This is a genomic window from Shewanella sp. NKUCC05_KAH (assembly GCF_019345585.1).
Classification (GTDB): domain Bacteria; phylum Pseudomonadota; class Gammaproteobacteria; order Enterobacterales; family Shewanellaceae; genus Shewanella; species Shewanella oncorhynchi.
Genome location: NZ_JAHKQZ010000006.1, coordinates 182,500 through 203,916, shown reverse-complemented (window position 1 = coordinate 203,916; position 21,417 = coordinate 182,500). Strand labels below are relative to the sequence as shown.

The following is a 21,417-nucleotide window of genomic DNA, read 5'->3' as shown; positions in this document are numbered from 1 at the left end:
AGGTACATGCTCTGATGTTCTCTATAAGAAAAAGAGAGCATAAGATCATAATCGACACCGTCCGTCAAATTGGGGTCAAAACGGTTAAAATATATTCACGATCTCGCCCTGTGATTTAGCCCAAAGATATAGACTTAAAACAACTTGCTGCCCCAGCCTAATTTGGTCCGCAGCACGTGGAAATAGTTGTGTCCTTTAGGATGAATAAGCCGTAAACGTTCAGAGCTGCGGCGCACTATGATTTCATCGCCGGGTAACACGGCTAAATGCACGTGGCCATCACAGCTGACTTCGAGGTTTTCGCCATTTTCAGGTGACACAACCATTTTTATCGTGCTGCACGCATCGACAACAATCGGGCGGCACGACAAAGTGTGCGGGAACATAGGTACTAAGATTAGGGCCTGTAAATTAGGCGTCAGGATAGCGCCGCCAGCGGAGAGGGCGTAGGCCGTTGAACCGGTAGGCGTTGACACTATCATGCCGTCGGCACGTTGGCTGTACATGAACTGATCGTCAATATAGACCTCAAACTCAATCATGTGGGCAATTTTACCCGGATGGAGTACGGCTTCGTTGACGGCGGTGTTGCTCGCCTTGAGCATACCGTGGCGATAGACTTCGGCTTCGAGTAAGAATCTATGCTCGGTATCGAACTCTCCATCGAGTACCTTGGCGAGCGCCTCTTCGAAGGCATCGGGCGGCAGATCGGTTAAAAAGCCTAAATTGCCGCGGTTAACCCCAATCACGCCTAAATCGAAGCGGGCTAATACCCTTGCCGCGCCGAGCATGTTACCGTCACCACCGACGACTATGGCTAAGTCGCAACGCGCGCCAATTTCTAGTAAATCGACCGCTATGATATTGGGTCCTAATTCGGTAGCAACACGCTCTTCCACTAAGACTTCAAAGCCCTGCATTGTCAGCCAATAATGCAGACGCTTTAAGGTTTGGTTGGTCCCTTGGTGGTGAGGTTTGCCGATAAGGCCGATAGTATGAAACTTTGTGGTCATATTTATGCTAGATCTGGCCTTAGGCCTTGAAACGTCAAAATTGATCCCCATAATATGCCCAGAGTATTTCAGAAACAAAGCATTTTTAGCTGGAGTGAAAATGAGCAACGAATCGATTAAAGCAGAACAGGATCTGATCCAAGAGGGTGTAGAGTCTGAAGTATCTACCGCAGAAGCAAGTCTGATCGATGAGCTTACCCAGGCCAATTTCCGTATTGAAGAGCTGGAACAGTTACTCGCTGAAGCTTTGGCGAAAGTTGAAGAGCAGAAGGATTCAGTCATCCGCGCCGCAGCCGAGGTCGATAACATTCGCCGTCGTGCCGCAATGGATGTGGAAAAGGCGAACAAGTTTGCCTTGGAAAAGTTCGCCAATGAGCTTTTGCCTGTGCTTGATAACATGGAGCGCGCGCTAATGGGTACAAACCCAGAAGATGAAGCGACTAAAGCGATTTATCAAGGTGTTGAGTTAACTCAAAAAAGCTTACTCACTGCGGTGGCTAAATTTGGTGTTAAGCAAATTGATCCACAAGGTCAGTCATTTAACCCTGATCAACATCAAGCGATTGGCATGCAGCCAAGTGCCGAGTTCCCTGCGAACACTGTGATGTTGGTGATGCAAAAGGGTTATGAGCTGAACAGTCGCTTGCTGCGCCCTGCTATGGTGATGGTGTCACAGGGTGGCCCTAACCAAGAAAGCGCAACGATAGATATCGAAGCTTAAGCTTTATTGGATCAGCCGCTGTTATAACAGACAGCAACAAAAAAGGACTGCAATTGCAGTCCTTTTTTTATGGGCGGAATTTTTTATTGATAAAATTTAGCGTCTTAACGAGATAAGCAAGTTCAGCCTATTGCGCTAGATAAGCATTGATTTGCGCCAGTATGCCTTCGGCATCCAGTTGCAAATCGTGGATGACTTCCTCTGGCGAGCCATGTTTAATGAACTCGTCTGGCAAACCAATTTGGAGTACGGCTTTAGGCATTTTTAGCTTTTGAAGCTGTTCAAGCACTCCGGCACCCGCACCGCCTATGATGGCATTTTCCTCCACAGTGACTAACACTTCATGGGTTAGTGCCATTTCTTTTACCAGATCAACATCAAGTGGTTTCACAAAGCGCATATCGACAACCGTCGCATCTAAGCTTTCGGCAGCGGTTAATGCCGATGCGAGCAAGGTACCAAAGTTAAGTATGGCAATACGCTTACCGATGCGCTTAATGACACCTTTACCAATTGGCAACGCAGTCATGGACTCGACTTGCATCGCTCCCGTTGCACTGCCTCTTGGGTAACGCACCGCACTTGGGCCCGCATCATAGCAATAGCCAGTGTAGAGCATTTGACGACATTCGTTTTCATCGGACGGCGCCATGATCACCATATTAGGGATACAACGCATAAAACTTAAATCGAATGCACCTTGGTGGGTTGGACCATCTGCACCGACGATACCGCCACGGTCAATGGCAAATAACACGGGCAATTGTTGTAGTGCCACATCGTGAATAAGCTGATCATAGGCGCGTTGCAGGAAAGTCGAGTAAATCGCGACTACAGGCTTGAAGCCTTCGCAGGCAAAACCCGCCGCTAAGGTGACGGCATGCTGCTCAGCAATCGCTGCATCAAAATATTGTTTCGGGAAGCGCTGGGAAAACTCCACCATGCCAGAACCCTCACGCATCGCAGGAGTAATCGCTAACACTTTCTCATCTTGTTCGGCAATGTCGCACAACCATTTACCGAAGACTTGAGAAAAGGTCGGTAAACCGGGTTTGGTGGCCGGCTTTTTAAAGAGTGATGGGTCAAACTTAGGCACAGCATGCCAACCGATAGGATCTTTTTCAGCAGGTTCATAACCACGACCTTTTTTGGTCATGATGTGCAGCACCTGTGGACCTTTCAGATTACGCATATTGCGCATGGTCTCGACCAGAGCGTCTACATCATGGCCATCGATAGGACCTATGTAGTTGAAACCTAACTCTTCAAATAGAGTGCCAGGAACGACCATACCTTTGAGGTGTTCCTCAGTGCGCTTGGCCATTTCTTTGATGACTGGCATACCTTTTAACACTTTTTTGCCGCCTTCGCGCAGTGTGGTGTAGAAACGGCCTGACATCAGTTGTGCTAAATGATTGTTGAGGGCGCCGACATTTTCTGAAATCGACATTTCGTTGTCGTTCAGTACCACGAGCATGTCATTGTGCAAGTCGCCCGCGTGGTTCATGGCTTCAAACACCATGCCGCCGGTCATAGCGCCATCGCCGATGACAGCGACAACTTTACGACCTGCTTGTTCTTTTTCTGCAGCTATCGCCATCGCCAGCGCGGCGCTAATCGACGTGCCTGAATGGCCAACGCTGAAAGTGTCGTATTCACTTTCTTCACGCCATGGGAAAGGATGTAAGCCATCTTTTTGCCGAATGGTGTGCATCTTGTCACGTCGACCCGTGAGAATTTTATGGGGATAGGCTTGATGGCCTACGTCCCAGATCAGTCGATCAAAGGGGGTATTGTAGACATAGTGCAGTGCCACAGTGAGTTCTACTGTGCCGAGCCCAGAGGCAAAATGTCCGCTGGACATGCCAACAGACTTAAGAAGGAACTCGCGCAGTTCATCGGCTACTTGTGGTAAAAGTGCCTGAGGAAGCTGGCGGAGCTCATTGGGGGTGTTGGCCTGCGCCAACACGGGAAACTGAGAAATGTCCAAACTCATAGCGAGATACTTCGACTCTTATTATATTCTTCGCTCAATGATATAGCGGGCGAAGTCTGCAATTAACTGGCTATTGTATGGCAATTTAGCCAGCGCTGATAGTGCCTCTTGGATCAGTTGTTTGGCGGTGTCTTGTGCACCTTGTAGTCCAAGTAGTTGTGGAAACGTACTCTTATTCGATTCAGTATCAGAGCCTTGCGGTTTACCTAGCTCTTCGGTGGTGGCTACGATGTCAAGGATATCGTCTTGTACTTGGAAGGCGAGTCCGACCGCACGAGCAAAATCCATCATAGCAGCATACTGATCTTTTGGCGCGTTTGCGGCGATTAAAGCTAACTCAACGGCGCAGCTGATAAGGGCGCCAGTTTTCATATTATGTAGCTGAGTTAACGCTTTAAGATCAATATGCTTATCGGTCGAGGCTAAGTCTATCGCTTGGCCTCCACACATACCACGATAACCTGAGGCTTTGGCCAATACTCTTACCATAGCAATATGTTGTTCGCTGCTGATCCCTGGTACGGCTTCGGTGACAATTTCAAAGGCTAAGGTTTGCAGAGCATCCCCCGCTAAAATGGCCGTCGCTTCATCAAAGGCGATATGCACTGTCGGCTGGCCACGGCGGAGCTCGTCATCGTCCATGGCGGGTAAATCGTCGTGGATTAATGAATAAGCATGGATACATTCAATAGCTGCGGCGCAAGCATCTAACTTTTCGAGTTCGACCCCAAACATGCGTCCCACACTGTATACGAGGAACGGTCGAATGCGCTTACCTCCCAATAAGGCACCGTAAGTCATGGCGGCTTTTAATTGGGGAGCGGTATCTTCAAGCGTACTAAAACGCTGTTTTAATTGATTATCAACTCGTTGTTGATATTCTTGAATGGTACTGACTAACACGCTTATTCGCCCTCAACGGCATAGGGGGATAGGGGCGCATTTTCATCTTGTTTCAGTAAAATGGCCACTTTTTGTTGGGCTTGTTCGAGTTTTGCTTGGCTATTTCGAACGAGATTGATGCCACGTTCAAATTGTTTTAACGCGTCATCGAGGGAGATATCGCCTTGTTCTAGATCGGCAACGATGCGTTCAAGTTCGCCAAGGGATTCTTCAAAACTAAGATTTTCGGGTTTCTTCGCCACGTTCAGGTTTCCTTTGATTTAGCGGACACAAGGTATATCAGGGCGGCGTAAGGGTCAAATTCAGACTAAAGATATTTGCTCAATAGCACGCTTTGTTACTGAAATTTTTCCAGAAAATATAAATTGTCGCTAAACTTGCTTAGTGTGTGTCCGATAACTGACAATAGTATCATCATTTGTATGGTAATTTTTAACTGGATAAACAAGGCTCGTATGTGTGTCGGTGGGATTATCTTATTCGGTAGAATAACTGAGTGTTCTTGCTTACCCAGAGTAAGTATTATGTCGTTTATTACGAAAATTGAGGAGCCGTTGTGGATTTAGCAACAATAATCGGAATTGTGGGAGCCTTTGGTTTTATTCTCGGCGCTATGGTGACCAGTGGCGGCTTGATGATTTTCGTTGATGTGCCCTCTATCCTGATTGTGTTCGGTGGGTCCTTCTTCGTGGTAATGATGAAGTTCACTCTTAAACAGTTTTTAAGCGCCGTTAAAATTGCTTTGAAAGCTTTTGTATTTAAGATTGATAAACCAGAAGACTTGATTGAACAGTCAGTGACTATGGCGGATGCTGCCCGTAAAGGGGGGTTTTTGGCATTAGAAGAAGCGCAAATTAGCAATACTTTTATGCAAAAGGCTGTCGATATGTTAGTCGATGGTCATGATGGTGAAGTAGTGCGTGCAGCTCTAGAGAAGGACATCGCTCTAACGGAAGAACGTCATCGTACGGGGATTGGCATATTTAGAGCCTTTGGCGATGTTGGGCCAGCGATGGGGATGATAGGTACACTCGTTGGTCTCGTGGCCATGTTATCAAATATGGCGGATCCTAAATCTATTGGTCCTTCGATGGCGGTTGCGTTGTTAACCACATTATACGGCGCTATGGTTGCTAACATGGTTTGTCTTCCTATCGCGGATAAGCTAACGCTTAGGATGGGGGAGGAAATGCTCAATCGTAACCTTATTATGGATGCGGTATTGGCGATTCAAGACGGACAAAACCCGCGGGTGATTGAAGGCTTTTTGAAAAATTATCTCGCTGAAAAAAATCGTAAAATCGATACAACGGACGGAGAGTAGCCCATGGCTAAGTGCAATTGTCCACCGCCCGGAGCACCGCTCTGGTTGGCAACATTTGCTGACTTGATGTCGCTGTTGATGTGTTTCTTCGTATTGTTATTGTCATTTTCTGAAATGGACGTGATGAAGTTTAAGCAGATCGCGGGCTCAATGAAGTATGCCTTTGGTGTGCAAAATAAGGTGGAAGTTAAAGATATCCCGAAAGGGACTTCTGTCATTGCCTTAGAATTTAGACCCGGTCGCCCCGATCCGACTCCGATTGAAATCATTAACCAGCAAACGAATGAAATGACTGAACCTGTATTGGATTTCCAAGCGGGTGAAGACGATAGTGCGGGCGGCGTGCAGCAGCAAAATGGTTCTCAGCGGGGTGGCGAAGCGAGTGCTACGGCGCAAGAAGTTGCCGATGCGGTTAAAGCGGAAGCGGCAGCGGCGCAAGAAAAGATCAATCAGCAAGTGAAGAAGATGGCGCAGGAGCTCAATAAAGAGATCACCGATGGAGCGATTGAAATTGAGTCATTAGGTCAGCAGATTATTATTCGTATACGTGAAAAGGGGTCATTTGCTTCTGGCTCAGGTTTCCTACAGCCTCGATTTAAACCTGTGGTGCGCTCAGTCGGCGAATTGTTAAAAGATGTGCCAGGTGTCATCACAGTGTCAGGTTACACGGATGATATGCAAATAAGCGATGAGCTCTATAGTTCTAATTGGGATTTATCCAGCAAACGTGCCGTGGCAGTGGCCCATGAGTTAGTACAGGTCAGCGGCTTTGATTCTAATCGAATGAAAGTGGTTGGTATGGCGTCTAACAATCCGATTGTGCCTAACGATTCTCCGGAAAATCGTGCCCGTAACCGCAGGGTTGAAATTGCTATTGAGCAAGGTAAAGCGAAGGAGTCTGAAGAAATTCAGATCGGTAATTCGCCTTAAGTGTTTAGATACTCCCAATCAAAAGCCGCAATAATCTTGCGGCTTTTTTATCGAGCTAATGTGGACTTTTCCCTTTTTAGTTAACGTGTTATGCATCAAATCGCTGTGGTTGATTTAAATCCATTTGGGCTTTACGTTAATCACATTGAGTGTGTAATCCCTAAGTTTCCTTAACCATCCCTCAACGACTTATTGTTAATGATTCATCTCAAATCACTTATTTTAAGCAGGGCAATTCAAACCACTCGAATAGGCTTTAGTAACATTATTTCAGCCTAATTAGCTGCCGTGATTTAGTCATTAATACGCAATGAATACGCCACAAATATGGCCTGTGCCGCTGTTGGCTATGTGCGCTGAAACTCGCCTTTCTAGGTTGCTTGGGTATATAATCCCCCGATTATTCTTTTAACCAATTTTGCTGTTTTAAAATTGCCCGCGGAAATCCCATGAAGTTTATTGTAAAGCTGTATCCAGAAATCATGATGAAGAGCAAGCCTGTACGCATGCGCTTCACCAAAATGCTCGAAACTAACATCCGTAATGTGCTTAAAAAAGTTGACGAAGATGCAAAAGTGCAGCGTCAATGGGACCGCATTATGGTGATGGTACCAAAGGATAAGCCTGAATTGGCCCAAGCTTTCGGTGAGCGTCTGGCGTGTATTCCTGGCATTGCACACGTAGTGCAAGTGGATGAGTACAGCTTTGAATCTGTTGATGATATTTATCAGCAAGTCTTGCCTGTTTACCGTGACCAACTCGCGGGTAAAACCTTCTGCGTGCGAGTAAAGCGTACTGGCGATCATGATTTTAATTCTATTGAAGTTGAACGTTATGTCGGTGGTGGCTTAAACCAGTTTACTGATGCGCTGGGCGTGCGTTTAAAGAATCCGGACATTACCGTTAATTTAGAGATTGAGCGCGATAATCTTTATATGGTGACTAAGCGTATTGAAGGTCTAGGCGGTTTTCCGATGGCAACACAGGAAGATGTATTGTCCTTGATTTCGGGTGGTTTTGACTCTGGCGTATCTAGCTATCAATTTATCAAAAAAGGCGCTCGTACCCATTACTGCTTCTTCAATCTGGGCGGCGCACAGCACGAAATTGGTGTAAAACAAGTGGCTTACCATTTGTGGAAAACCTACGGTGAATCCCACAAAGTGAAGTTTATCTCTGTGCCTTTTGAGCCTGTGGTTGCTGAGATTTTAGAGCGTATCGATAACGGTCAAATGGGCGTTGTATTGAAACGCATGATGATGCGTACCGCGGCGCGTATAGCCGAGCGTATGGGCATTCAAGCCTTAGTTACCGGTGAAAGTTTAGGCCAAGTGTCTAGCCAGACCCTGACCAACTTAAACGTCATCGACCGTTGTACTGAGTTATTGATTCTACGTCCCTTAATCGCCATGGATAAGCAAGACATTATCAACGAGAGCCGTAAAATCGGCACCGAAGATTTTGCTAAATCAATGCCTGAATATTGCGGTGTGATTTCGCAAAAGCCGACGGTAAAAGCGGTATTAGCTAAGGTTGAAGCGGAAGAGAAAAAGTTCTCTGAGGATTTGATCGATCAGATCATCGCCCAATCTGTCACTATCGATATCAGGGAGATCGCAGAACAAATGGATACTCGGATTACTGAGACAGAAACGGTTGCCAGTATCGATACTAACCAAGTGGTCATTGATATTCGTGCCCCTGAAGAAGAGGAAAGCAAACCGCTGCAAATTGAAGGTATTGAGATTAAACGTATCCCATTCTTCAAGTTAGCGACTCAGTTTGCCGATCTCGATAAGCAAAAGACTTATTTGCTCTATTGTGAGCGTGGGGTGATGAGTAAATTGCAGGCATTGTATTTAATCGAGCAAGGTTACACGAACGTGAAAGTGTATCGTCCATAAGTCGGGCGAAAACCTGCCCATTGCCGTATATCGTCAGTGGGATTGATTTGCTATTCAAGTACAAAAAAGCCGCATATTAATGCGGCTTTTTCTTTGCTCTTACTGAGCGCGACCTGAGTTTCAGTGTCGTTTAGGTTATTCAGCTTTAACGACTTGCTGATGAGATGTGACATCGTCTGTGGCAATCAACAGAGTGGCTTCTTGCAGCGCTTCTTGGTGTATTTTATTCATTGCAGCGGTTAAATCTGCAGTGATATTGGCTTGCAAGTCGCTTGTGTCGATGACGATTTCGTCAACGAGTACATTTGCACTGGCATTGAAGCTGAGTGCTGAGACTAATATTAACGCAAATGCCGATTTTAAATTGAACATAGTCGCCTCCGGGCTGACAAATTAACGCTGTCAGACATTCCCATCATCAACTTTGAGATTGTCTAACTTAGGTATTTCATAGCTATGGATGTTTCATCGCTATTGGTGTTTCGTTGATAAGCTGTTTCATTGGCGCAAAATTTAACCAAAAACGCTGGCCTTTACAAACGATTAAATGTAACAATACGGATTAGAAAAACTAATTAAAAAACGAGACTGAGATCACTATGTCGAGACGATTACCACCGCTTAATGCGGTTAAAGCTTTTGAGGCAGCCGCGCGGCATTTGAGCTTTACGCGGGCAGCGGAAGAATTGTTTGTTACACAGGCTGCGGTGAGCCATCAAATAAAGGCATTAGAAGATTTCCTCGGATTAAAATTATTTCGTCGAAAGAACCGTTCTTTGCTATTAACCGAAGAAGGGCAGAGCTATTTTCTCGACATCAAAGATATCTTTATTCAGCTTGCCGATGCTACCGACAGATTACTCGCCCGTAGTGCGATTGGTTCGCTGACGGTCAGTATGTCACCCAGTTTTGCGATTCAATGGCTAGTGCCACGTTTGGCTAAATTCAGTGAGAAAAATCCCGATATTGATGTGCGAATTAAGGCCGTTGATACCGAAGCGAGTTCCTTAACCGATGATGTAGATGTGGCTATTTATTATGGCTTAGGTAATTGGCCCGGGCTACGTGCAGATAAGCTCAGAAACGAAGTGCTTATTCCCGTGTGTTCGCCCATGTTGCTCAACGGTCCTAAACCACTCTCAAAACCGAGCGATTTAAAGTATCACACGCTATTACATGATATGAATCGTCACGATTGGCAGGCGTGGTTTAGGCAATGTGGCATTACCGATATTAATGTGAATCAAGGACCTATTTTCAGTCATTCGTCTTTGGTATTGCAGGCGGCGGCCCACGGTCAAGGGGTTGCTCTGGGTTACAGCGTGCTGGCACGCCCCGATATCAAAGCTGGGCGGCTTGTGTGCCCATTCCAAGAAGTCTTGGTCAGTAAAGATGCTTACTACTTAGTTTGCCAACAAAACCATGCTGAGCTAGGTAAAGTGGTGGCGTTTCGTGAATGGATGTTAGACATGTTTGCCGAGGAGTCTCGCAGTGAGTTGTTGCCTGGATAAGCCGAGTTATGTATTAGAAGGGGAGCCTGCGAGTACTTTGATTTTATTGGCCCACGGCGCGGGTGCTAACATGGATTCTGATTTTATGCAGGCCATGTCGGCGGGATTCGTTGCTCAGAGCTTCCGAGTGATGCGCTTTAATTTTCCTTATATGCAGGCGAATGCTGTCGATGGCAAACGGCGTCCACCGGACCGTGCGCCTAAATTGCTCGCGTGTTTTACACATATGCTCGATATTGCCCACTCACAACCACAAGTTGAACGTGTGGTGTTAATGGGGAAATCCATGGGCGGTCGTATGGCGGCCCTATTAGCCTGCGATCCTGCATTAGCGGCGCGCATCGATAGGGTGATTTGTTTAGGTTATCCTTTTGTGCCACTCAAAGGCGGCGAGCCTAGATTGGAACCTTTGAATGAATGCCAAGTCCCAGTATTAGTCGTACAGGGTGAGCGGGATAAGTTTGGTGGCAAAGCGCAGATCCCAAGCTGGCCCTTGAAAGCTGAGATAGGATTGGCTTGGATAACCGACGGCGATCATAGTTTTGTCCCAAGAAAGTCGTCAGGCACCAGTGAAGCCGCTAACCTTGCACGTGCTATTGATTTATCAAGTGATTTTATTCGTGAGCTTGATGTTGAGCGAATAAATGTTGAATGAGTAATCCCATTCCAGCAGGAGCGTTAAATGCGTAAAGGTTTATTGTTACTCGCCGCCGTGAGCGGATTCTTAGCCGTCGCCTTAGGGGCTTTTGGTGCCCATGGTTTAAAAGCGGTCGCGCCACCAAACTTAATTGAAGTCTTTAACTTAGGTGTGCAATATCATTTCTACCATACCTTTGCCCTCATCATGGTTGCCTTCTCGGGCCAATGGTTAACCTCGCGTTTACTGGACTGGTCGGCATATCTCTTTGTCGCAGGCATAGTACTATTTTCGGGCTCACTATATGGACTGGCTTTGTTTGGGACTAAGTGGTTAGGTCCTATTACGCCTATGGGTGGTGGTTGTTTCTTACTCGGTTGGTTATTATTTGCCGCCGCGGTATGGCGTCACAAAGTTATCGACGGTCATGAGTCTTAATCACTGATGCTTATGTGAGTTAACAGGCTTAGGGTGTACCTAAGCCTTTTTTATTTCTCTAATCGCAATTCAAGGTTCAGCAGTAGGCAAATAGGGCATTTGTGGATTGAAATTGGTATACTGGCGCCCAAATCGATAGTCAGCCAATGCTTTGGCTTGGATTTCTCAGGGATCCCCATGAAAAACCTATTTTTATTTTGCCGCGCAGGCTTTGAAAAAGAATGCGCTGCAGAAATCCAACAGCGAGCCGGTGAGCTCAATGTGGGTGGCTTTGTTAAGGCCAACAATAACGACGCTTATGTTGTATACCAATGTTTTGAAGACGATGCTGCCGATACGTTAGTCAAACAATTACCTTTGGATTCGCTCATTTTCGCCCGCCAGATGTTTGCTGCTAGCGACTTGTTAGTCGACTTGCCTGAAAATGACAGAATAAGCCCAATCGTTGCGGCGCTCAGTGACGTCAGCAAAGCGGGTGAAGTGCGGGTTGAAACACCTGACACTAACGAAGCGAAAGAGCTCTCGGCTTTTTGCCGTAAGTTCACTGTGCCTTTACGCCAGCATTTGAAAAAATCGGGTAGCTTGCTCGCGCAGGAAAATCCCAAACGTCCGATTATCCACGTGTGTTTTATTGGCCCCGGCCGTGCCTATGTGGGTTATTCCTATAGCAATAACAGTTCGCCACATTTTATGGGCATTCCACGCCTTAAAATGGCGGCGGATGCACCGAGTCGTTCTAGTCTGAAACTCGATGAAGCCTTTGGGCAGTTTGTGCCTAAAGAAGAGCAGGAAGAACGTATTCGCAGTGGCATGAACTCAGTGGATTTGGGCGCTTGCCCTGGTGGCTGGACTTATCAACTGGTGCGTCGCGGCATGTTTGTGTCGGCAGTTGATAATGGCCCTATGGATGAAAAACTGATGGAAACGGGCCAAGTGAAACATTACCGTGAAGACGGTTTCCGTTTCGAACCGCAACGTAAAAATATCTATTGGCTGGTGTGCGACATGGTTGAGAAACCTGCGCGCGTTGCTGAACTGATTGAAGCTTGGGCGATTAACGGTTGGTTTAAGGAAGCGATTTTTAACCTTAAATTACCGATGAAGAGCCGTTATAAAGAAGTGACTGCTATCCTTGAGACCATGCAGACGATTCTTAAAGAGAATGGTGTGACCGATTTTAAAGTGCAGTGTAAGCATCTTTATCACGACCGTGATGAAGTGACAGTGCATTTATGGCTACGTCCTAATACCGCGTGGAATTAATTGCTGCGCTAACCCTGCGGGGATCTTGTTGTCGCTAGAATGGTAATAGTCATGCGGGTTTAAAGCCACACAGGTTTAAAAGCTAGATAACAAAAAGCCCCAAAGGAAACTTTGGGGCTTTTTTGTGTTTACTCATTCGAGTTTCAAGCGCTTGCTTCTTTTAAGCTTTTACTTGAACACGCGCGTTATAGGCTCGTCTTAAACGCGCTCAGCATTGAGATCACAGACGCTCAAGCACAGCTTGCGTGAAGTCAGTCGTGCCGTGAGTGCCGCCTAAATCGCGAGTCGTACGGTCGCCTTCTTCGATCACTGCAGATACCGCTTTACGGATTTGCTCAGCTTTGTCAGCCATACCTAAGTATTCCAGCATTTGGATAGACGCTAAAATCACTGAGGTTGGGTTTGCGAGGTTTTTGCCAGCAATATCAGGCGCACTACCGTGAACGGCTTCGAAAATCGCAGCATCACGGCCAATGTTTGCACCTGGCGCCATACCTAAACCACCCACTAAACCGGCACACAGGTCCGATAAAATGTCACCGAACAGGTTAGTCGTCACGATCACATCGAAGTTTTCTGGGTTCATCACTAACTTCATGCACGTTGCATCGACGATCATTTCTTCTGTTTTGATGTCTGGGTAACGTAGGCTCACTTCACGGGCCACTTTCAGGAACAGGCCTGACGTTGACTTCATAATGTTGGCTTTGTGCACGATAGTGACTTTCTTACGGTTTTCTTTACGGGCCAGTTCATAGGCGAAAGTGGCGATTTGCTCGGCACCTTGGCGAGTGACGATACTGGTCGCTTCTGCCGTTAAACCATCTTCAGACACTTTTTGACCATGGCCAGAATACATACCTTCGGTGTTTTCACGTACTGTGATGATATCGATATTTTCGTAACGGGCTTGAGTACCTTTGAAAGACAGTACTGGGCGTACGTTAGCATACAGACCGAATTTCTTACGCAAGGTTACGTTGATAGAAGTAAAGCCTTCACCAACGGGAGTTGTCAGCGGCCCTTTCAGCGTGATACGGTTTTTTTCAATGAGCTCTAAAGTGCGTGCTGGCAGTAACTCGCCTTGCTTTTCAAGTGCAGTCAGGCCGGCATCGGCAAATTCATATTCAAAATCACAGCCCGCTTTATCAAGAATTTTTAAGGCTGAATCAATAATACTTGGGCCAATTCCATCACCTGGAATTACGGTTATCGTTCTTTTTGACATGGAGAAGTCCTTCCACGGTTCGTCGTTACTGCAATTGTCTGCCCCAGTGCTAACTGGATAGCAGGACTATGAATTTGGTATTTTTTCTGCCTATTATTTTAACCATCTTTGGTCAAACTTCACAGGAAATAGTGAGCAATATCACGATTTTTTATGTGGTATAACTTGTAAAAATACTGGGTTCTCACCATGATGGAGAGCCAATGGTTAAAAAAGTCTACTTTAGTCTAACAAATATATAAAAGAGGAAGACATTGAAGTTAATCCCTATCACATCTCTGGTTTTGTTATCCCTTGGAATATTGCCAGCAGTGCAGGCTGAAACCAGCACTAAACCACTCACCCTAACAGACATTATGCATTTTGAATCCCTTGAAAAGCCGGTTATCTCAGATAAGGGGCAAGTCATCGCGGTCGAGTCTGCGCCCGATCGCGGGGATAGTCACGTCATTGTGAAAAATGTCCTGTCGCAGCAAAGCTATCAAATCGCGGGGGGGTCAGATCCCTTGGTGAACCACGATGGTCGTTATGTGGCTGTGGTGGTTAAACCGAGTTTGCTTATGCGTGAGACGAGTGATGCCAAGGCGAAGAAAAAACTCAAGTCCGACATGGTGTTGCTCGATACTCAAACTGGCACGCAAACTCGCTTTGAGCGCGTGAAGGAATTTGTGTTCAGTGATGACGGTAAGCATCTGGCGATTGGGTTTGAGGCTGATGAAGAGTCCAAAAAAGATGCTGAGCCTAAAACTACCGAAAAACTCGCTGAAGCAGGTACACAAAGCCCTGCGAATATCGATAAGCTAAAGGTCGATAAGTTTGACCAAGGTCGACGTTTTACGTTGCTCAGTTTAGAAGACCAAACAAAGCGAATTGATGTCGAGCAGGTTACTGGCTATGTTTTTGATAAGGCAAGCCGTAGACTTGCGCTAGCGGTGAATGATATCGCCAATAAACAGCATCAATTGCAGTTAGTCGATTTAAACACTCACAAAAAAACCGTTGCCTTTGATTCGCCTAGCCAACAGATTGGTGCGTTAGCGCTGGCTAAAAATGGTCGTTGGCTTGCATTTACGCAGGGCAAAGACAGCGAGTTACCTTATGGCCGCAGCTATCAGTTATCGCTGGTCGATTTGCAGTCTGGCAAAATCAGTCCCCCCCCTGAGTCACCCGAGTGGAAACTTAATCGCTACACAAGTTTAAGCTTCTCATTGGACAGCGAACGGTTGTTCTTTGGCCGTGTACCAGAGGTGAGTCAGCAGCTCAGTTTGCAGAAGATCACCGAAGAAAAAGACCTGTTCGATACAAATATTGTCACCGGACAGCGTGGACTTAAGGTATGGCATGGGGATGACCCTCGTATTAAGCCTAATGAAATCAAGCAATATGAGGACGAGCAAAAACGCACTTACCTTGCGGTATTGCATTTAGGCTCAAATAACGTGGTGCAGCTTGGCGATAAAACTGTTCCAGATGTGACTATTTCACAACATAAACGTTTTATGTTGGCCAGTTCAGATTTGCCCTATCGCAAGATGGCGACGTGGGCAGGGTTCTACCAAGATTATTATCTGGTCGATATTAATACTGGCAGTAAAGTGCCATTTTTGACACAACAGCCGAGTGATGCCGAGCCTATACTGTCGGGAAATGGCAAGTATGTGGCTTATTATCAGCAAGGTAATGTGTATCTCTATGATATTGCAGAGGATCGTCGTACTAATCTTACAAAATCCCTAAAGGTCAGTTTTGCCGATGAAGACCACGATTATCCATCCAGTGCTCCAGGATATGGTTTTGGTCCTTGGCTTAAAAATGATGCGGGTTTCTTGGTTTACGACAAATACGATGTTTGGCAGTTTAATACCGAATCTAAGGCGGGTTTTGCCTTAACCGCAGGTAAAGGGCGCACCCAGAAAATTCAATATCGGCTTGAAGGCTTAGTCGATAATCCCGATGAGCCGACAGAGCTTGCCTATAACGCTACGGTTTTACTCCACGGTTATAGTGATAAAACCAAGGCCGATGGTTTTTATCAAGCCACCTTGGGCGAAGCGGGCGTGAAGACGTTGATGCAAGGTGAGTATAAGCTGACAGTATTGGGACGCAGTAAAGACGCAGACACTATCGTGTTTTCTAAGGAGCGTTTTGACTTATTCCCTGACTTGTATACGGCTAACTATAGCGCACCGCAAAATGCAGTTAAGCAAACCGATTTAGATAAGCAGCGTCAAGCCTTTAACTGGAGCCAATCCGAGTTAGTTCACTGGACAAATGGCGATGGTAAACCGTTAGATGGCGTGCTGATCAAGCCGACGAATTATCAAGCGGGTAAGCGCTATCCTGTACTGGTTTATTACTATCGCTTTATGACGGATAGACTGCATGCCTTCCCGCAGATGAACATTAACCACAGACCTAACTTTGCTTGGTACATCAATAATGGCTATGCGGTGTTTCTACCGGACATTCGCTTTGAAATTGGTTACCCAGGGGCGAGCTCAGTACAAGCGCTCACGTCTGGCGTGCAAAAGCTGATTGAGATAGGTATTGCCGAACCCGATGCTATTGGTTTGCAAGGTCATTCTTGGAGTGGTTATCAAACGGCGTTTGCCATTACTCAAACTAAGATGTTTAAGGCGGCGGTTGCAGGTGCTCCAGTATCGAACATGACCAGTGCCTATAGCGGTATTCGCCACGGCACAGGCATTGCGCGTCAGTTCCAATATGAAACCGGACAGAGTCGTATTGGCGCAAGTTTGTTTGCCGCGCCGCAAAAGTACATTGAAAACTCGCCAGTATTTTATGCTGACCGTATTCAAACGCCTTTGATGATCATGTTTGGTGATAAGGACGATGCAGTGCCTTGGGAACAAGGTGTTGAAATGTACTTAGCCATGCGCCGTGCGGGTAAAGATGTGGTGTTCTTGCAATACGAGGATGAGCCGCATCACTTGAAAAAGTACCCGAACAAGCTCGATTACAGCATTCGCATGATGCAATATTTCGACCATTATCTGAAGGGAAAACCTGCGCCAGAATGGCTCAGCAAAGGTGAAGCCTATGTTGAGTATAAGGCCGATGATGAATAGGAAATTGGCTTAGTTGTTTTACAATTGAGTCAATTCGTTGATTGTCAAAATAAAAACGCCACCGATTCGGTGGCGTTTTTATTTAACTGTCAGTCGTATTTATTTACTGGTTAATGTCTCTTGGGCAGAGCTGAGGGCTGTGTCAGTATCAGCATCGAGATATTGCTTATAGGTATCTTGGCCCCAAGCAATCAATTGATCATTTTTAAAAATAAGTGGGGTACATTCCTCTTTCGTGGTCACACCGTCTGATTTTTCATGGTGAGTGCGATAAAAGAGCACCTGTAGCTTGGTTTCTTTTACGGCTTTGGCCTCTGAAAAGTCAGCTTTACCTAGTAACTGTTTTACTGAAACGATATTTTGCCCTAGCGCTAACTCGTTCATTTTTTGGCTGTTATAGGACTGTCGGTCCTCCCAACTCATGTCATCTGGCGTAGGTTCATAAACGAGTACCACCACAGCGACAAAGGCGACGTAGGCGGCGAAAATGCTACCGATGATTACCGAAACTTTTGATTTCATTTACAGTTATTCCTTTACCTCATTAAATGAGTCACGTTATTACGTCCATAAAATACGCTTTTGTTGTTCTAAGGTAAATGCGTTAATTGCAACTTTATATTAACAGATGTTTAGGCTGGATTGATTGGGTTTTCAGGCAGGCAGTTATTATCAGGCAAGGAGTTCATCACGCGAAAATCTTTTAAATTAATATTGAGTGGCAGGTCTGTTTGTAACTGTGCGAGCTTATAGCTGAGTCTTGCCATCTCCTTACCTTCGGCAAGTTTTTTGGCTTGTTTAGCGCCTAAGTTAGATAGCGATGAAAACAAGGTTGGTAAGCTTCTAAAGGTTTTCAATAATTCGGCAGCCGACTTAGGGCCTATGCCCGCAATACCAGGAATTTTATTACCGCTGTCGCCCGCTAATGCCATCAAGTCGAGAAATTGACTGCGTTCGACACCGAGTTTTTGTTCCAATGCAGCGATATCTAAGTACTGCTGATTAAAGTGATCCCACTGGCTGATTTGGCGATGATTAAGCTGACTAAACCCTTTGTCGGTGGACACTATAATGGCTTCACCCTGCGCTTTGGCGGTTTTTATCGCTAGAGTGGCAATCACATCATCAGCTTCAGCCGCCGCATAAATAGAGCCAATGTTCATCATGGTTAAGTGATCTTGCAGCGCAGCAAGGCCTTTTGCCAGCGGCTCCGGCATAGGTTTACGGCCTTTCTTATAATCGGGGTAAAGCTGTTTACGCCATGAGACTTCATCCCCATCCCACACGATAGCTACATGGGTTGGGCGGTGCACACGCAGCAGTTTAGTGCACGTCAAACTGACGCGCTCTGTGAGGCTTTGCATATCGGATTCATCGGGGATCGCCGCATAGATGCGGCGAACCAAGTTGAGACCATCGATGATTAAAAACTTGTTCATGGGGTGTTGTTGCTTCGCTCTCTATTTCACTATTTGATAGCAAGGAATATAGGCGCTTCCTGGAAGCTTCATTCTTTGTTGTTGTACAAATGCACTTAAGAGTTTATCCATCATATCCATGAGCTTAGGATCGCCTTTTAATTGGAAGGGTCCATCACGCTCTATGTGCTTGATTGTTTCCGACTTGACGTTACCCGCCACTATACCCGAAAACGCTTTACGCAGGTTGGCGGCTAATTCGGCTTTGTTGGTTTGGAAGTGTAGATCTAAGTTTGCCATCACTTCGTGGCTTGGGATAAAAGGTAACTGAAACTCAGATTCAATCTTCAGTGCCCACTGATATTGGTAAGCATCACCCGTTGAGCGGCGATAGGCTTTTACTTGCTCCATTCCTTGCTTCATGATGCGTGCCACTTCAGTGGGATTATCTATGATAATTTGGTACTTTTTCTGAGCTTCGGGTCCTAAGGTTGAGGCAATAAACTCATCAATCTTAATGAAGTAATCTGCGCTCTCCGTTGGGCCTGTGAGTATCAGCGGGAAAGGCGTTTGTTGGTTTTCTTCGTTAAGTAAAATACCCAATATATAGAGCAATTCTTCAGCCGTGCCAGCACCGCCAGGGAAGATAATAATGCCGTGGCCTAAGCGCACGAAAGCTTCGAGGCGCTTTTCAATATCGGGTAAAATCACCAGTTCATTGACTATTTGATTCGGTGGCTCGGCGGCAATAATACTTGGTTCAGTTAAACCAATATATCGTGCATTTTTAATCCGTTGCTTGGCATGGCCTATCGCCGCACCTTTCATCGGACCTTCCATCGCACCAGGACCACAGCCTGTACAAATATCTAATTCCCTCAGGCCAAGTTGATAACCTACCTCACGTGTGTACTGGTATTCGATGGCATTAATACTGTGTCCGCCCCAACAGACGACCACATTAGGGTCTTTCATTGGTGCTATCGCCCGCGCATTACGCAGAATATCAAACACCACATTGGTGATATGGTGGGCATTGGTCAGATTAATGTGTTTTAGTGAGTCATATCTATCACTGATATAAAGGATATCGCGTAAGACTGAGAACAGATGCTCTTGAATTCCCGTGATAATTTGACCATCGACAAAGGCTTGTTCGGGGGGATTGATCAGTTCTAATTTTACACCGCGCTCCCGTTGTAGAACGTTGATGTCGAAATCATGGTATTGCTCGAATAGGGCTTTAGAGTTGTCGGTTTTTAAACCCGCGGCAAGCACTGCTAAGGAGCAGTTGCGGTACAGTTGGTATAGGGCACTTTTGGCACTATTTTTGAGTCGATCAACTTCAAGTTGCGAAAGCTGATCCATGCTGCCTTTTGGGCTGACTTTTACTATCATTTACCACTCCTTCGTCATGACAGGAGTGATTAGAGGAGGCGTATAGTGGGGCTTAATTATACGTCAATCACAACCCTGTCTCTACTTTCGTGTTTCGCTTTGTAGAGTGCTGCATCGGCGCGTTCAAAGGTCTCATGTATGAGTTCACTTCCCATAACTTGCGCAGCCCCTATAGATACTGTAACTGTAATTCTCTGATTTTTAAATTTAAATGGAATATTTTTTACTTTCTCGCGCACTCTGTTTAAAAGTTGAGCGATATCAGCAGGGGCCACATCAGGTAATAGCAGTACAAATTCTTCACCGCCATAGCGGGCTACAAATTCTGTATCTCGCAGGGAGTTTTTCAATGCCATTGCTATAACTTGCAAGGTTTTATCACCTGTACTGTGACCAAAACTGTCGTTGATGGTTTTGAAGTGATCGATATCGGCAACGGCAACCCACAACGGGGACTTATGCCGTTGATAGTTACGGTATTCTAGCTCCATGCGCTCTTCTAATGCAGCACGGTTAGGCAATTGAGTTAAGCTGTCGAGTAAGTTGAGTTTTTGTTGTTCAAACAAACGCTCTTTGTAGGTGTTAGCCTCACTACTTAACTCATTAAGCTCTTTGCGCATTGTCTCCATCGACTTGCGCAGCAGAGCTTGCTCTCTTTGCTCTAGGGCTTCTTTACGGGCTAATGCCGAGCGGATAGAGTTAAGTTGCTCTGTTAGTTGAGCTTTAAGGTCAACGACGTCTTCCACATCGATAATGATTTCACCGGCGTTATCGACGCGGGTGTTAATCTCACGATTCAGCTGGGTTTTTAATTGGAAGCTACGTTGATTGTGATTGTAAGACTCGCTCACCACCTCACGTACCGCGGCTAAGGCATCGTTGAGGGCAAACAAAAACTCTTGGGATGCCGATTTCTCGCGGGCGATATTATCAAGCAATAACGCTAAAATGGTTTGGTAGGCTTCGAGCAAGCTATCAACTTCAATCTCAGAAGAGAGTACTTCTTTGATCACTAATACTTGGTCACGTTGATCTTTACGGAACTCGATTTCCGAAATCATCTGTGCCAGCTCATGTGCTAGCTGCCTGTGCTTTGGTAAGACATCAAGCTTTTCAGATTCGCTAAATTGTAGCTGTAATATGGTTTCGTAGAAGCCAATGATTTGCTTAACTTTAGGTATATATTCCCACACAGTATGAAAAGGTTTAGCCAGATCTTGCTTGAAGTAATTGACTTCTTTTTTGAGCTTTTCAGGTGCAGAGTTAACGCGTTGGATCTGACGGATCACCTGTGACAAACCAGTACGACTCTCTTCGAGTTGTACCATCACATGGTGATATTGGCCTTTTAGCAGGCGCTCGACATCAACTAATTCTGGCAATGCCTCATCGACTCGCTCAAACGTATTTAAGTTATGGCGCAGTTTGGCGAGTTTATTATCCAGCTCAAGATTTTGCCCTTTACAGGCGAGGCTTAAGTGACCAATAAATTGGAGTAATGTCTGTAACTTTGCATTTCTATCTTCATTAACTTCATCAAGGGCAAGTTTGGCCGAATGGAGTTTCTGTTGCAGCAAGGCAAGTTGTGAAACTGTAGCGCTTGAATCCTTCATCCTGAGTATTGTCCTAACTCTGCAAGGCTAA

The 21,417-nt window shown here is 45.8% G+C and carries 19 protein-coding genes; 9 read left to right on the top strand and 10 right to left on the bottom strand.

What is annotated here, in order from left to right; genetic code table 11:
* Positions 1-134: 134 nt before the first annotated feature.
* Positions 135-1,013, bottom strand: a complete 879-nt coding sequence (gene nadK, locus KO533_RS08205; RefSeq protein ID WP_081729057.1) for an NAD(+) kinase — start codon at positions 1,011-1,013, stop codon at positions 135-137.
* Positions 1,014-1,113: 100 nt separating this feature from the next.
* On the opposite strand from nadK, the gene grpE reads away from it, so the two are divergent.
* Entirely contained in the window at positions 1,114-1,734 is a 621-nt protein-coding gene (gene grpE, locus KO533_RS08200) for a nucleotide exchange factor GrpE (protein WP_028760692.1), read from the top strand.
* Positions 1,735-1,861: 127 nt separating this feature from the next.
* Here grpE and dxs read toward each other — a convergent pair whose 3' ends face one another.
* Genes dxs through xseB form a run of 3 tightly spaced genes read right to left on the bottom strand, consistent with a single transcriptional unit; the run spans position 1,862 to position 4,875 of the window.
* A complete protein-coding gene (gene dxs, locus KO533_RS08195) occupies positions 1,862-3,730 on the bottom strand; it encodes a 1-deoxy-D-xylulose-5-phosphate synthase (protein ID WP_105249771.1) in 1,869 nt (622 codons plus the stop codon).
* A gap of 21 nt (positions 3,731-3,751) precedes the next feature.
* Entirely contained in the window at positions 3,752-4,633 is an 882-nt protein-coding gene (gene ispA, locus KO533_RS08190) for a (2E,6E)-farnesyl diphosphate synthase (protein ID WP_219234261.1), read from the bottom strand.
* A gap of 2 nt (positions 4,634-4,635) precedes the next feature.
* Positions 4,636-4,875, bottom strand: a complete 240-nt coding sequence (gene xseB / locus KO533_RS08185; protein WP_006080884.1) for an exodeoxyribonuclease VII small subunit — start codon at positions 4,873-4,875, stop codon at positions 4,636-4,638.
* Between the two features lie 314 nt (positions 4,876-5,189).
* Between xseB and pomA the strand changes: the two genes are divergently transcribed.
* From pomA to thiI, 3 genes are all read left to right on the top strand, one after another.
* Positions 5,190-5,957 (top strand): flagellar motor protein PomA, encoded by a 768-nt coding sequence (gene pomA / locus KO533_RS08180; protein WP_173497062.1) that lies wholly within the window; start codon positions 5,190-5,192, stop codon positions 5,955-5,957.
* 3 nt (positions 5,958-5,960) lie between these two features.
* A complete protein-coding gene (locus tag KO533_RS08175; RefSeq protein WP_113941028.1) occupies positions 5,961-6,887 on the top strand; it encodes a flagellar motor protein MotB in 927 nt (308 codons plus the stop codon).
* Positions 6,888-7,336: 449 nt separating this feature from the next.
* Entirely contained in the window at positions 7,337-8,791 is a 1,455-nt protein-coding gene (thiI, locus tag KO533_RS08170; RefSeq protein ID WP_028760687.1) for a tRNA uracil 4-sulfurtransferase ThiI, read from the top strand.
* A 135-nt stretch (positions 8,792-8,926) separates the two neighbouring features.
* On the opposite strand, the gene KO533_RS08165 is transcribed toward thiI, so the two are convergent.
* Positions 8,927-9,163, bottom strand: a complete 237-nt coding sequence (locus KO533_RS08165; protein WP_219253614.1) for a hypothetical protein — start codon at positions 9,161-9,163, stop codon at positions 8,927-8,929.
* Positions 9,164-9,390: 227 nt separating this feature from the next.
* Here KO533_RS08165 and KO533_RS08160 point away from each other — a divergent pair, with 227 nt between their 5' ends.
* The 4 genes from KO533_RS08160 to rlmM all read left to right on the top strand — a co-directional run bounded on the left by KO533_RS08160 (position 9,391) and on the right by rlmM (position 12,640).
* Positions 9,391-10,302 carry a transcriptional regulator GcvA gene (locus KO533_RS08160; protein WP_105249769.1) on the top strand — a complete coding sequence of 304 codons (912 nt, stop codon included), beginning with the start codon at positions 9,391-9,393 and terminating at the stop codon, positions 10,300-10,302.
* Complete coding sequence (locus tag KO533_RS08155) at positions 10,283-10,957, top strand: alpha/beta family hydrolase (RefSeq protein ID WP_219253612.1); 675 nt, start codon at positions 10,283-10,285, stop codon at positions 10,955-10,957. The genes KO533_RS08160 and KO533_RS08155 overlap by 20 nt, the downstream gene beginning before the upstream one ends.
* A 27-nt stretch (positions 10,958-10,984) precedes the next feature.
* Positions 10,985-11,377 (top strand): DUF423 domain-containing protein, encoded by a 393-nt coding sequence (locus KO533_RS08150; protein ID WP_011918954.1) that lies wholly within the window; start codon positions 10,985-10,987, stop codon positions 11,375-11,377.
* Between the two features lie 177 nt (positions 11,378-11,554).
* A complete protein-coding gene (rlmM, locus tag KO533_RS08145; protein WP_011846285.1) occupies positions 11,555-12,640 on the top strand; it encodes a 23S rRNA (cytidine(2498)-2'-O)-methyltransferase RlmM in 1,086 nt (361 codons plus the stop codon).
* 220 nt (positions 12,641-12,860) lie between these two features.
* Here rlmM and KO533_RS08140 read toward each other — a convergent pair whose 3' ends face one another.
* Positions 12,861-13,868, bottom strand: coding sequence for an isocitrate dehydrogenase (locus KO533_RS08140; protein WP_113941031.1), 1,008 nt, complete (start codon positions 13,866-13,868; stop codon positions 12,861-12,863).
* 254 nt (positions 13,869-14,122) lie between these two features.
* Here KO533_RS08140 and KO533_RS08135 point away from each other — a divergent pair, with 254 nt between their 5' ends.
* Positions 14,123-16,957, top strand: a complete 2,835-nt coding sequence (locus KO533_RS08135; protein WP_219253610.1) for a prolyl oligopeptidase family serine peptidase — start codon at positions 14,123-14,125, stop codon at positions 16,955-16,957.
* Positions 16,958-17,056: 99 nt separating this feature from the next.
* On the opposite strand, the gene KO533_RS08130 is transcribed toward KO533_RS08135, so the two are convergent.
* From KO533_RS08130 to KO533_RS08115, 4 genes are all read right to left on the bottom strand, one after another.
* The gene (locus KO533_RS08130; RefSeq protein ID WP_113941033.1) at positions 17,057-17,479 is read right to left on the bottom strand and encodes a DUF3192 domain-containing protein; all 423 of its coding nucleotides are present in this window, start codon (positions 17,477-17,479) and stop codon (positions 17,057-17,059) included.
* Positions 17,480-17,589: 110 nt separating this feature from the next.
* Positions 17,590-18,396, bottom strand: a complete 807-nt coding sequence (gene xni / locus KO533_RS08125) for a flap endonuclease Xni (RefSeq protein WP_219253608.1) — start codon at positions 18,394-18,396, stop codon at positions 17,590-17,592.
* Between the two features lie 21 nt (positions 18,397-18,417).
* A complete protein-coding gene (ppnN, locus tag KO533_RS08120; RefSeq protein WP_028760679.1) occupies positions 18,418-19,773 on the bottom strand; it encodes a nucleotide 5'-monophosphate nucleosidase PpnN in 1,356 nt (451 codons plus the stop codon).
* Positions 19,774-19,829: 56 nt separating this feature from the next.
* Entirely contained in the window at positions 19,830-21,386 is a 1,557-nt protein-coding gene (locus KO533_RS08115; protein WP_105249767.1) for a GGDEF domain-containing protein, read from the bottom strand.
* Positions 21,387-21,417: the final 31 nt, after the last annotated feature.